This window comes from Achromobacter sp. ACM01 (assembly GCF_014851745.1).
Taxonomy (GTDB): Bacteria; Pseudomonadota; Gammaproteobacteria; order Burkholderiales; family Burkholderiaceae_B; genus Achromobacter; species Achromobacter aegrifaciens.
Window position 1 is genome coordinate 522,599 of sequence record NZ_JACVAF010000003.1, and the last position, 12,288, is coordinate 534,886.

15 protein-coding genes are annotated in these 12,288 nt (G+C 65.4%); 3 read left to right on the forward strand and 12 right to left on the reverse strand.

Going from position 1 to position 12,288, the window contains the following annotated elements:
• Positions 1–18 precede the first annotated feature (18 nt).
• From IB268_RS17170 to IB268_RS17220, 11 genes are all read right to left on the reverse strand, one after another.
• A complete protein-coding gene (locus IB268_RS17170) occupies positions 19–1,101 on the reverse strand; it encodes a MucB/RseB C-terminal domain-containing protein (RefSeq protein WP_054450619.1) in 1,083 nt (360 codons plus the stop codon).
• A complete protein-coding gene (locus IB268_RS17175) occupies positions 1,101–1,607 on the reverse strand; it encodes a sigma-E factor negative regulatory protein (RefSeq protein ID WP_054450617.1) in 507 nt (168 codons plus the stop codon). The genes IB268_RS17170 and IB268_RS17175 overlap by 1 nt, the downstream gene beginning before the upstream one ends.
• A 12-nt stretch (positions 1,608–1,619) precedes the next feature.
• Entirely contained in the window at positions 1,620–2,219 is a 600-nt protein-coding gene (gene rpoE / locus IB268_RS17180) for an RNA polymerase sigma factor RpoE (protein ID WP_006389292.1), read from the reverse strand.
• Positions 2,220–2,711: 492 nt separating this feature from the next.
• Positions 2,712–3,941 (reverse strand): beta-ketoacyl-ACP synthase II, encoded by a 1,230-nt coding sequence (gene fabF, locus IB268_RS17185; protein WP_054450616.1) that lies wholly within the window; start codon positions 3,939–3,941, stop codon positions 2,712–2,714.
• A gap of 192 nt (positions 3,942–4,133) precedes the next feature.
• A complete protein-coding gene (gene acpP / locus IB268_RS17190; protein WP_003813816.1) occupies positions 4,134–4,373 on the reverse strand; it encodes an acyl carrier protein in 240 nt (79 codons plus the stop codon).
• Between the two features lie 215 nt (positions 4,374–4,588).
• The gene (gene fabG / locus IB268_RS17195; RefSeq protein ID WP_059374778.1) at positions 4,589–5,341 is read right to left on the reverse strand and encodes a 3-oxoacyl-ACP reductase FabG; all 753 of its coding nucleotides are present in this window, start codon (positions 5,339–5,341) and stop codon (positions 4,589–4,591) included.
• Between the two features lie 4 nt (positions 5,342–5,345).
• The gene (fabD, locus tag IB268_RS17200) at positions 5,346–6,281 is read right to left on the reverse strand and encodes an ACP S-malonyltransferase (RefSeq protein ID WP_054450614.1); all 936 of its coding nucleotides are present in this window, start codon (positions 6,279–6,281) and stop codon (positions 5,346–5,348) included.
• Positions 6,282–6,379: 98 nt separating this feature from the next.
• Positions 6,380–7,366, reverse strand: a complete 987-nt coding sequence (locus IB268_RS17205; RefSeq protein ID WP_054450612.1) for a beta-ketoacyl-ACP synthase III — start codon at positions 7,364–7,366, stop codon at positions 6,380–6,382.
• The gene (plsX, locus tag IB268_RS17210) at positions 7,366–8,433 is read right to left on the reverse strand and encodes a phosphate acyltransferase PlsX (protein WP_054450609.1); all 1,068 of its coding nucleotides are present in this window, start codon (positions 8,431–8,433) and stop codon (positions 7,366–7,368) included. The genes IB268_RS17205 and plsX overlap by 1 nt, the downstream gene beginning before the upstream one ends.
• A 59-nt stretch (positions 8,434–8,492) precedes the next feature.
• Positions 8,493–8,675, reverse strand: coding sequence for a 50S ribosomal protein L32 (gene rpmF / locus IB268_RS17215; protein ID WP_013392223.1), 183 nt, complete (start codon positions 8,673–8,675; stop codon positions 8,493–8,495).
• A gap of 52 nt (positions 8,676–8,727) precedes the next feature.
• On the reverse strand, positions 8,728–9,276 hold the full coding sequence (locus IB268_RS17220; RefSeq protein ID WP_225591408.1) for a DUF177 domain-containing protein: 549 nt from the start codon (positions 9,274–9,276) through the stop codon (positions 8,728–8,730).
• A gap of 241 nt (positions 9,277–9,517) precedes the next feature.
• On the opposite strand from IB268_RS17220, the gene IB268_RS17225 reads away from it, so the two are divergent.
• From IB268_RS17225 to IB268_RS17235, 3 genes are read left to right on the forward strand one after another with little or no spacing between them, the layout of a single operon-like run.
• On the forward strand, positions 9,518–10,120 hold the full coding sequence (locus IB268_RS17225; RefSeq protein WP_054450606.1) for a Maf-like protein: 603 nt from the start codon (positions 9,518–9,520) through the stop codon (positions 10,118–10,120).
• Entirely contained in the window at positions 10,117–10,827 is a 711-nt protein-coding gene (locus tag IB268_RS17230; protein WP_192354560.1) for an SAM-dependent methyltransferase, read from the forward strand. Before IB268_RS17225 ends, IB268_RS17230 begins: the two co-directional genes overlap by 4 nt.
• Positions 10,828–10,830: 3 nt before the next feature.
• Positions 10,831–11,616 carry an N-acetylmuramoyl-L-alanine amidase gene (locus tag IB268_RS17235; RefSeq protein ID WP_192354561.1) on the forward strand — a complete coding sequence of 262 codons (786 nt, stop codon included), beginning with the start codon at positions 10,831–10,833 and terminating at the stop codon, positions 11,614–11,616.
• 12 nt (positions 11,617–11,628) lie between these two features.
• Here IB268_RS17235 and msrQ read toward each other — a convergent pair whose 3' ends face one another.
• Positions 11,629–12,279 (reverse strand): protein-methionine-sulfoxide reductase heme-binding subunit MsrQ, encoded by a 651-nt coding sequence (gene msrQ / locus IB268_RS17240; RefSeq protein WP_192354562.1) that lies wholly within the window; start codon positions 12,277–12,279, stop codon positions 11,629–11,631.
• Positions 12,280–12,288 lie beyond the last annotated feature (9 nt).

The following is a 12,288-nucleotide window of genomic DNA, read 5'->3' on the forward strand; positions in this document are numbered from 1 at the left end:
CTTGCCACACCCGGCCGATCACTTGGACTCGGCCCCGGGGGCTGCTGCCGCAGGCGCGGCGGGCACATATTCAGTGGCTTGCGCCAGCTGCTCCAGCGTCGCGATGGGCACTTCGCCCACGGCGGTCAGCCAGAAATCAGCGATGCGCGTGCCATAGACCGTGATCGCCCCGCGCTGCGCGGCGCCGTGGGGAGGACGGTGGCCGCGCTGGCTGTCGTAGGGTTCGATGAACACGGAAATGGCCGCCAGTCCGTCGGACAATACCATCTGGTTGACCGTAATGCCCTTCCCCATCGAACGGGCCACCTGCATGACGGCCTTGAAGCCCTTGGGCGCCGGGATGCGCCACCCCTGGGCAGCCAGATCCACCGGTTTCATCGAGGGTTCCAGCACCTTCCAGTCGCGCGTGCTCCAGCGCGAGCTCAGCAACTGGGGATCGACTTCCGAGCCCAGCCGCAGCGAGGTGAAGGACACCTGCTCGACCACGCCGCGGGCGGCGTTCAGCGTCTGGGCCTTGAGCAGCAGATTGGTTTCGACGTCCGCGCACAGCCGGTAGCCGTAGCGCAGCTTGTCCAGCGGCTCGATCGTGATCAGGCGGCATTCGCGCCCGGCCACGCGGTGCAGCGCGGACTCGGCGTGGATCTTGTAGTGCTCGGACAGGTTGGCCGCGTCGCCCAGCAGCAGACCGGGGAAGCGGTCGCCTCGGCGGCGCTCCAGCAACACGGTCTTGCGCTCGGGCAGCAGACACTGCACGTCTTCGTTGTGACGCAGGTACTCGCGGGGCTGGCCGTCGAGGATTTCCAGGCGTTCGCGTTCACCGGTGCCGTCCACCACGTGCACCAGGCGCGAGGACTGGATCGTTTCGCCCTGCTGGTACATGAAGACGCCCGCGTAGTCCTGCTTGCGGGCGGCTTGTTGGATGCGGGTCAGCAGCTGGACCACGTCATCGGTGACGGCAGGCGCGGCATCGGCCGCGCGCGCGGGTTCGTGCGCAGCCAGGAAAGCGGTCAAAAGCGTGGCGGCAAACCAGCCGGCGCGGTGGGCCTGCAGCGTGGCGGCCCGGCCCAGCACCGGCCAGCGCGATGGAAGCACCAACGCCATCAGCGCCCCACCCCGGTGTCAAAGGACACCTGGCGCACGGCGCTCGGGCCAGCCATCTGGCGATGCGCTTCCAGGTAGTCGCGCAAGCCCGAATCGTCGGCAGCCGCGGCGGGCGAGCTGGCATCGGCCAGTACCCGGACTTCGGTCGCCGGTTCGCCGGTCAGGTAAGGCTGCGCCACCCAGGCGACGGTCGCCACGGCAGCGGCCACCGCCAGGCCGGACAGGCCGACCCGCAATGGCGAGCGGCGCCGAGGCGCCGCAACGATGGGCAATTCCGCGTCCAGCGCCCGTGCCAGGCGGGCCTGGAAGGCCGCGCTGGGGGTCAGCGCCAGATCGGCGTTGCGCAGGGAATCACCGATCAGATGATAGGTGTCCCAGGTCTCGCGCCCCTCGCGGGACAACAAGCCGGGAAAGATGTCGTCGGATTCCTCTCCGTCCATCCAGGCGGAAACCGACTCCTCCCAGGAGGACTCGGCGATCACAACGGATTTGGCTGCTGTTTGCATGACTGCCACTCCTTACCAGCGACGCTCGGCATCGGTGCCTAGCAACGGACGCAACTTGGTGGCGATGGCTTCACGCGCACGAAAAATGCGGGAACGCACCGTACCTATCGGGCAATCCATGCTCTGGGCGATGTCTTCGTAACTCATACCTTCGATTTCACGCAGGACAATTGCGGTACGCAATTCTTCCGGCAATTCCTCAATAGCCGCGTTCACCGTCTCGGCGATTTCGCGGCTGGCGACCATGGATTCCGGCGTGCTTATATCGGTTAGGTTGTCGGTTTCGTTAAAAGTTTCACCGTCTTCCGTTTCTATCGCATTGGGCGCGCTGGGACGCCGGCCCTGCGAGGCCAGCCAGTTGCGCGCCGTGTTGATGGCGATCCGATACAACCAGGTGTAAAAGGCGCTCTCCCCACGGAATTGGGGCAAGGCGCGGTAGGCCTTAATGAAAGCCTCCTGGGCCACGTCCTCGATTTCCGCGGGGTCGCGGATCATGCGGGCCAGCAGACGGAGAATCTTGCGCTGGTACTTGAGCACCAGCAGGTCGAAAGCCTTCTTGTCGCCCCGCTGGACGCGTGCGACAAGCTCGGCGTCGACTTCGCGCTCGCTCATGACGCCTCCCGCAGGCTGGGCGCCGGACGGGCAGGCCGCGCCGCGCCGGCCAGCAGGCACAGGCGCCGCCAGGACTCGGGGCGCAACGTCCGCTGCCAGACGGTGAGGGTGATTGTGCTGTTGGTAAAGGCCGTACTCCCGGTGGACAAGGGCTGCAAAGTGAGCGTCAGCCAGCGGGGACCACGCTGTTCTCGCAACAGCCTTGCGTCCTGCCAGCCTTGCGGCAGGCGTACCTGCCAGCTCCCTGCCCCGGCTGCCGCGCGCAACGCGGATACGGGGGACAGGCTGCTCCGTGCCGAGTGTAACAGCCCGGCCAGCACAAGCAGGAGCGCAATCGCCGCGCCCGCTGCCCATGCCATGCCGTGCCAGGACGCCGCCGTCAGCACGCTGGCGCCAGCCGCGGCCAGCGCCAGGCCAAAAAGCGCCGTGGCGCTTCCTGGCCGCCTGACGGGCACGCGAAACGCCCAGCGTTCCCCGAGCGCCTCTTCCAAATCAGACCCGGCGAACGGCCATCGAGCCGTTGGTGCCGCCGAAGCCGAACGAGTTGGACAGGCCGACATCGATCTTCATCTGCCGCGCCTCATTGGCGCAGTAATCCAGATCGCATTCCGGATCTTGATTGAAGATGTTGATCGTGGGCGGCGACACCTGGTTGTAGACCGCCAGGGTGGTGAACACCGCCTCGATACCACCGGCCGCGCCAAGCAGGTGCCCGGTCATGGACTTGGTCGAATTGACCACCAGCTTCTTGGCGTGATCGCCGAAAGCCAGCTTCAAGGCGTCGGTTTCGTTCTTGTCGCCCAGGGGCGTCGAGGTGCCATGCGCGTTGACGTACTGCACGTCTTCGAGGTTCAGGCCGCCGTTGCGCAGCGCATTCACGATGCCGCGACGCGGACCGTCCTTGTCTGGAGCCGTGATGTGGTGCGCATCGGAACTCATGCCGTAGCCCACGAACTCGCCGTAGATGCGCGCGCCGCGCTTCTTGGCGTGTTCGTACTCTTCCAGCACCAGTACGCCCGCACCCTCGCCCAGCACGAAGCCGTCGCGATCGCGGTCCCAGGGACGCGAAGCCGTCTGAGGATCGTCATTGCGGGTCGACAAGGCGCGCATCGCGGCAAAACCGCCGATGCCCAGCGGCGACACGGTGGACTCGGCGCCGCCGGCAACCATGACGTCGGCATCGCCGTACTCGATCAGACGCGCAGCGTCGCCGATGCAATGCAGGCCGGTGGTGCAGGCCGACACGACCGCGTAGCTCGGGCCCTTCATGCCATATGCGATGGACAAATGACCGGAGATCAGGTTGATCAGCGAACCCGGCACGAAGAACGGCGAAATGCGGCGCGGACCCTTGGCCAGGTATTCAACCTGCGTTTCCTCGATGCGCGGCAGACCGCCGATGCCCGAGCCCACGATCACGCCGATGCGTTCCGCGTTGGCTTCGGTGACTTCCAGGCCGCTGTCGCGCCATGCCTGCATCCCGGCGGCCAGGCCGTAATGGATGAAGGTATCCATCTGGCGGGCTTCCTTGGCCGAGATATAGGTGCTGATGTCGAAGTCTTTGACTTCGCCGGCAATATGCGTGGTGATGGCCGAGGGATCGAAACGGGTGATGCGGCTGATGCCAGAACGTCCGTTGACGATATTGTCCCAAGCGGTGGTCAAGTCGTTCCCGACGGGAGAAACGATACCCAGGCCAGTGATGACGACACGTCGCTTCACGGATGACTCCTCAAACAGACAAAAGAAAGGCGGTTTTCGGGATGCGCTGCACGTGCGGCCCACGCGAAAGCGGGTCGGGCATTACTACGCCCTTCCCGCATGCGGACCGCACGGCAAATTCCTGAAACCGCCCCGATTTTCCGGCTGGCTGCGACGGACGTCGCGAGGCAACCAGAAGGGTAAAAGCCCAGCTTACTGCTTGCCGTGCGAATTGATGTAGTCAATCGCTTGTTGCACGGTCGTGATCTTTTCGGCCTCTTCGTCGGGGATCTCGGTCTCGAATTCGTCTTCGAGCGCCATGACCAGTTCGACCATGTCGAGCGAATCGGCACCGAGGTCGTCAAGGAAGGAGGATTCGTTCTTGATCTCGGCTTCGTTGACGCCAAGTTGTTCAGCGACGATCTTCTTGACGCGCTGTTCGATGCTTTCCATGCAGATCTCCAATTGGGAAAAATCCCGCGAATTATAGCCAAGCGCGGAGTTTTGCGACGCCTGGCCGTGACAAAAATAACACCGCGCACTTGATCTGTCGCCGGGAATGGCGCAGGAAACCGGTGTGCGGCGTTTCCGGTTGAACCTCGCGTTGCCTCGCCGTTTGTGTCCGGCGGCGGCATGGCGGAACTGGCCGCCTACGCGCGATTCGTGACTTATTGCATGTACATCCCGCCGTTGACGTGCAGGGTGGTGCCGGTAATGTAACCCGCCTGCGGCCCGGACAAAAACGCCACGGCGTGGGCGATGTCGGCAGGCGAACCCAGGCGGCCCAGCGGAATCTGCTGCAGCAAGGCCGCAGTCTGATTTTCGCCCAGCGCGCGCGTCATGTCGGTATCGATGAAACCGGGCGCGACGCAGTTCACGGTGATGTTGCGGCTGCCCAGTTCACGCGCCAGGGCGCGCGACATGCCTGCCACGCCGGCCTTGGCCGCGGCGTAGTTGGCCTGGCCCGGGTTGCCGCTGGAACCCACCACGGACGTGACGTTGATGATGCGTCCCCAGCGGGCCTTCATCATGCTGCGCAGCACGGCGCGCGACAGGCGGAAAACCGAAGCCAGGTTGGTATCGATGACAGCCGACCAGTCCTCATCCTTCATGCGCATCGCCAGCGTATCACGGGTGATGCCTGCGTTATTGACGAGGATGTGGGGACCGCCGCCCTCCTTGCCCAGCGCGTCGATCAGCGCATCGCAGGCAGCGGCGTCGGTCACGTCCAGCACCACGCCGCGGCCGCCCAGGGGCGCCAGCGCTTCGGTGATGGCGGCAGCGCCCGATTCGGACGTGGCGGTGCCGACGACGGTGGCGCCGCGCGCAGCCAGTTCCTGGGCGATGGCGCGGCCAATGCCACGCGTGGCGCCGGTCACCAGCGCGATCTTGCCCTGCAGTTCGATCGAGGTGTTGTCCATGTTCTTAATTTCCGTTGACGGCGGCCAACGCTGCTTCAAGCGAAGCAGGATCGGTAATGGCCATGCCCGTGAGTTCGGGATCGATGCGCTTGGTCAGGCCGGCCAGCACCTTGCCGGGACCGCATTCGATGACGTGCGTGACGCCTTGCGCCTTCATCGCGCGCAGGGTTTCGACCCAGCGCACAGGATGCCATGCCTGGCGCACCAGCGCATCCCGGATGGCATCGGGTTCGACAGGCGAAGCCACGTCGACGTTGTTGATCACTTGCACCTGCGGCGCGGACACGGTCACGCCGGCCAGCGCGCCGGCCAGCACGTCTGCGGCGGGCTTGAGCAGGCTGGAGTGGAACGGCGCGGACACCGGCAGCAGCAGCGCGCGCTTGGCGCCTGCGGCCTTGGCCAGTTCGCAAGCGCGTTCGACCGCGGCCTTGTGGCCTGCGATCACGACCTGCGCGGGCGCGTTGAAGTTCACGGCCTCGACAACCTCGCCCTGGGCGGCGGCTTCGCAGGCCGCGCGCACGGCGTCGTCGTCCAGACCCAGGATGGCGGCCATGGCGCCGGTGCCTACCGGCACCGCGGCCTGCATGGCGTCGGCGCGCACGCGCACCAGACGCACGGCATCTTCAAGCGCGAGCGAGCCCGCGGCCGTCAGCGCGGCGTATTCGCCCAGGCTGTGGCCGGCCACGACGTCGGGCTTGCGGCCGCCAGCAGCGCACCAGGCCGCGTAGAACGCAGCGCCAGCGGTCAGCATGGCGGGCTGGGTGTTGGTGGTCAGGTTGAGCTGTTCCGCAGGGCCTTGCGCGATCAGCGCGCCCAGGTCCTGACCCAGCGCCTGCGAGGCGCGCGCCACGGTGTCCGTGACGGCCGCGACGCCGGACCAGGCGTCCAGCATGCCGACAGCTTGGGAACCTTGGCCAGGAAAGACAAAAGCGATTTTCATGTTTGACCGTTTGGATTGATTCAGTGTCTGTGTGGAATGCCAGGCACATCATTCCGGCGGCCGCGGCGCCGAGCGCCACGCCGCGCCGGAGCGCGCCCTTACATGCGGGCCAGTACCGAGCCCCAGGTGAATCCGCCGCCCACGCCTTGCATCAGGATCAACTGGCCCGGCTTGACGCGGCCGTCGCGGCGCGCGGCGTCCAGGGCCAGCGGCACGCTGGCTGCAGAGGTGTTGGCGTGGCTGTCGACGGTGACGACGACCTTCTCGACCGGCACGGCAAGCTTGCGCGCCAGGAAATTCAGGATGCGCACGTTGGCCTGGTGCGGGATCAGCCAATCGACGTCGGCGATCTCGACGCCCGCTTCGGCGCAGGTGTCGCGCGCGGAACGGTCCAGCACGGTAACGGCCTGCTTGAACACGGCCTGCCCGTCCATGCGCAGGAACGGATCGCCGGTCACGTCGCCATAGGCTACGTTGCCCGCAGCGTTCAGGATCTTGGCCTGGCTGCCGTCGGCGTGCAGTTGCGCGGCCAGGATGCCAGGCTTGTCGGAAGCCTTGAGCACCACGGCGCCGGCGCCGTCGCCGAACAGCACGCAGGTGGAGCGGTCGTTCCAGTCCAGGATGCGCGAGAAGACTTCAGCGCCGATGACCAGCGCGCAACGCGCGCGGCCGGCACGGATGAAGCTGTCGGCGGTGGTCATCGCGTAGACGAAACCGCTGCACACGGCCTGCACGTCGAATGCCGCCGAACCCTTGGCGCCGATATTGGACTGCACGATGCAGGCGGTGCTCGGAAACACGAAGTCCGGCGTCGACGTGGCCAGGACGATCAGGTCGACCTCGGAGGCGTCCACGCCGGCATCGGCGAGCGCGCGGCGCGAGGCCTCGGTCGCCAGCACGCTGGTGGTCACGCCGCGCTCGGCCAGATGGCGCTGGCGGATGCCGGTGCGCTCGACGATCCATTCGTCGGAGGTGGCGATGTCGCGCGTCGCCAGCTCCGCCGCCAGTTCGTCATTCGAAACCACGCGTTCCGGCAGGAAGCTGCCGGTGCCCGCGATCACGGAATATTTCATTGCGGTATCCATCAAGCGGTGTCCCCAGCCACGTTTGGCGACGACACCGAGGGGCCTTCGCCAGATTGAACGCGCTTGGTAATCTGAGCGACCGTCTCAGCGGTGCGCTCCAGCAGTTTACTCACTACGGCTTCACGGGCGCGCTGCAACGCAAATCCATAGGCGTAGACGTCCGCGGAACCATGGCTCTTGATGACCACGCCGCGCAAGCCCAGCAGCGCGGCGCCGTTATAGCGCCGGTTGTCGACGCGGGTGCGCAGGCGGTTGAGCACCGGCTTGGCCACCGCGCCAGCCAGCAGCGTGATCAGATTGCGTTTGAACTCTTCGCGAATGACGCTGGACAACATCTTCGCCAGCCCTTCGACGGACTTGAGCACGACGTTGCCGACGAAACCGTCGCAGACGACGACGTCGACCGTGCCTTTGAATATGTCATTGCCTTCCACGTTGCCGTAGAAGTTGAGCGGGCTGCTGCGCAGGAGCTCGGCGGCTTCCTTGACGACTTCGTTGCCCTTGATGACTTCTTCGCCGATGTTGAGCAGGCCCACCGAGGGGCGCTCGCGATGGTCCACCGCCTGCGACAGCGCGGCGCCCATGATGGCGAATTGGAGTAGATGCTCGGCCGTGCAGTCCACATTCGCGCCCAGGTCCAGCACCGTGGTGGCGCGGCCCGTCTGGTTCGGAATGGACGTGGCGATCGCGGGGCGGTCTATGCCGTCCAGCGTCTTGAGCACATAGCGTGAAATGGCCATCCACGCGCCGGTATTGCCCGCGGAAACGCAGGCGTCGGCGCGCCCGTCCTTGACGGACTGGGCGGCCAGGCGCATGGAGGAGTCTTTTTTGCGGCGCAGGGCGACCTCGACCGGGTCGTCCATGGTGACGACTTCGGAAGCCGCCACGATCTCAATGCGATCACGCGCCACGCCGCGGTGCTCGGAGAGCGCCGCTTCGATGGCGTCGGGAAGCCCGACCAGCAATAGCCGGGTATCCGGAAATTGCCGGGCGAACTCGATCGCAGCCGGAATCGTGACGGGCAGACCGAAGTCTCCGCCCATACAGTCTATGGCGATGCGTATCACGGGTGCCAGGTATCAGCGCTCAGCCGAAATGGTCCGAGTACGAGTTCGGCCCGGGGGCCTTATTCGTCGGCCTTGGTCTTCAGGACCTTGCGGCCGCGGTAGAAGCCGTTGGGGCTGATGTGGTGACGCAGATGCGCTTCGCCCGTGTTGGGTTCGATCGCGGTCGGCGGGTTCACCAGAAAATCGTGCGAGCGGTGCATACCGCGCTTGGACGGGGACTTCTTGTTTTGTTGAACGGCCATGATGACTCCTAGAAACGGGGCGCATTGTACGCGATGCGGCCCGATGTTGATCTCAATCTTTGTGCTTCAGTTGTTCCAGCACCGCAAACGGCGACGGACGCTTGACAGCGGGCTCCTCGGGAGAAGCTTCGCTGACCTTGGCCAGCGCGCCCGGGCATACATCATGCTTGGGCACATACGGAACGCTCAGAATGAGCTCATCTTCGATCTGGGCCAGCAGATCAAAATGATGCGAACCCACCACCTTTTCAGGCAGGTTGGACACAAAACCATTTCCTTCTTCGTCCTCGTCGTCCTCGCCGGATGGATCCCCGTAGGAAGCATCGTCGTCGAGATCGGCTTCGGACTTGACCAGCTGCAAAAGGACTTCGCTGTCGATCGGATACACGAACGGCTCGTTGCACCGTTGGCACACCAGCACCGGATTCGCCTGCACATGGATATGCAGTAGCGGCCGGCCCATCAGCAGGCCGGTTCTACCCATTTCGCCGCGCACGGACCACGTCACGAGTACGGCATCGCCCTGCGGTTGTTCGGGCAGCCCGTCAACCACGCGCGTAAGCCGCACAAGAGGTATGGTTCCTTGCGCTTCCTTGCCCATCTGGGCAAATGCGTATGCATCGATGCGCTTGATGTTCAGTCCTTTGCATTCGCGGGGCTGTTCACAGAGCCCGAACTCGCGGGTTTAAAACCCCGGGGGTTTAAACCCCGGAAAACCCAGAACCCATGATTTTGCCGAGGCCGCCAAGCTTCGCCACCGGCTTGCTCGCGCGTCCATTCATGCAAAAATCCCGCAAAACGTTAGATAATACTGTGACTTACGCCTTAACGTCAAATATCGCATGCCTTCCAAGCCCAGCCTGATCCTCGCGTCCAGCTCGCGTTACCGCAAAGAACTGCTGTCCCGCCTGCGCCTGCCTTTCACGGCGATTTCCCCCGATGTAGACGAAACGCCACACTCCGGCGAAACGCCCGAAGCCCTGGCGCTGCGCCTGTCCGTGGCCAAGGCCATGGCGGTCGCGGCCAATTACCCCGGCAGCATCGTGATCGGCTCGGACCAGGTGGCCACCATCGACGGACAGCCCATCGGCAAACCGGGGGATTTCCCGCGCGCATTGGCGCAATTGCGGGCCCTGTCGGGTCAAATCGTGGAATTTCACAGCGCCTTGGCGGTCACGGACGGCCAGCGGGTGGAAAAAGCCGACATCGTCACGCGCTGCCGTTTCCGCCAGCTGTCGGACCGCGCGATCGAAGCCTATCTGCGCGCCGAAGAACCCTACGATACCGCAGGCAGCGCCAAGGCGGAAAGCCTGGGCATCGCCCTGATGGAAAGCATCCAGAGCGACGACCCCACCGCCATCATCGGGCTGCCGCTGATCGCACTGACCGGCATGCTGGCGCAGTTCGGCCTGGATCCGCTGGACGCCCCCGGAGCATCCGCATGAGCGGCGCGCTGCACCTGATCCCGGTCGGCCTGGGTGAAGCCCCGCCCGAGCGCTGGCTCCCCGCCGAGGTCCGCACCCTGGCAGGCCAGCTGGACACCTACATCGCCGAAAACGCAAAGACCGCGCGCGCCTTCCTCAAGCTGATCGGCACAACCCGGCCACTGCAGGAAATCACCATCCACACCCTGAACGACAAGGTAGACGCCGCCCAGATCAAGGCCTGGCTGGAACCGGCGCTCAAGGGCGCGGAAATCGGCCTGGTCTCCGAGGCGGGCTGCCCCGCGGTCGCGGACCCGGGCGCCAAGGTCGCGGACGCCGCACACCGCCTGGGCATCACGGTAAAACCCTGGGTCGGCCCCTCTTCCATCCTGCTGGGCCTGATGGCCAGCGGACTGGACGGCCAGCGCTTTGCCTTCCATGGCTACGCGCCGGTGGACCCCACGGAACGCGCCAAGCAGCTGCGCGCCTGGGAGCAGCACTCGGCCAAGCACAACCAGACCCAGTTGCTGATCGAGACCCCCTATCGCAACGCCGCCATGTTCGCCACGCTGCTGGCCAGCCTGAAGGGCGACACCAAGCTGTGCGTGGCGCGCTCGGTCACGACCGCCGACGAATGGATCGTCACCCGCAGCGTGGCCGACTGGAAAAAGCAGCCGGCGCCCCAGCTCGACAAGCTGCCCACGCTATTCCTCTTCCTGGCGCGCTGATCCATGCGCCGCCTATTCCTTGTGCCGCTTGCCGCGGCCATCCTGGCGGGATGCGCCGCGCGCGGCCCCGCCGGCCTGGACCTGGACACCTCGATCACTGCGGTCAGCCAGGCCAGCCGGGTACGCAGCATCGTGCTGCACTACACCAGCGTGGACGACGCCCGTTCCATGGAATTGCTCTCCAAGGGCAAGGTCAGTTCGCACTATCTGGTTAACGACGCCGGCCGCGTCTACCGGCTGGTCGACGAGAACCGCGCCGCCTGGCATGCCGGCGCCAGCTCCTGGTATGGCAACATCGCCATGAACAGCACGTCCATCGGCATAGAAATCGTCAACCCAGGCTGGACGGAGGGCTCTGACGGCAAGCCTGTCTGGCATCCGTACAACGACCAGCAATTGCGCGCACTGACCATATTGCTGCGCGATATTGCGCAACGGCATGGCGTCACGCCCGAGAACATCGTGGGCCACAGCGACATCGCGCCCCAGCGCAAGGTGGATCCCGGCCCTCTTTTCCCGTGGAAAACGTTGGCCGAGGCGGGAATCGGACGCTGGTACGACGAGACCGGAGCCGCCGAACACCTCGCGCGCCTTCAGGTCCAGGGCATCCCGGATGTTGCATGGTTCCAGAAACAGCTGGCACGGTTGGGCTATGCGTGTCCGCAGGACGGCACACTGAGCCCGGCCACGATCGGCGCGCTGGCAGCCTTTCAGATGCACTACCGGCCGAGACTATACGACGGCCAGCCGGACGCGGAGACTGCCGCCATCATGCTGGCGATGCTGTAGGGACGCGCAGCGCTACCGCCTGCCGCGCAACCAGGCGACCAGCCGCCAGCCCAGCAACAAGGCCAGCACGGCGGCGTACAGGGCGGGCTGCGTCAGGTCGTTCTTGCCGGCCTTGTGCCACCAATAATGCAGCACCGCCAGCAGGCCGATGGCATAGATGGCGCGGTGCAGGCTTTGCCAGCGCTTGCCCAGCTTGCGCATGGCCCACTGCGTGGAGGTAGCCGCCAGAGCGGCCATCAGCACGAACGCCACAAATCCCACCATGATGAAGGGGCGTTCGCCGATATCGCGCAGCATGCCCGCCGGATCGAAGCCGCGATCCCACCAGACCCAGGCCATGAAGTGCATGGATCCATAGAAAAACGCGAACAAACCGCACATGCGCCGCAGACGCACCAATGCCGGCTGGCCAGTCAGCCGGCGCAGCGGCGTGATGGCCAGGGTCACGAGCAGACAGACCAGGGTCCAGGTGCCCGATGAACGGGTCAGGAACTCGACCGGGTTCGCCGTCAGCCCGTTATTCACGCCCAGCCAGATCCAACGCGCGAACGGCGCCAGCCCCAGCAGGAACAGGAACGGTTTGAAGCGCCCCACAGTCTTGGCGGAAAGCTGGGTCTTGCGCGGCGGCGTGGCCGGAGCCACCTGCGGAGTGCCGTCAGGCATGGAATCGCC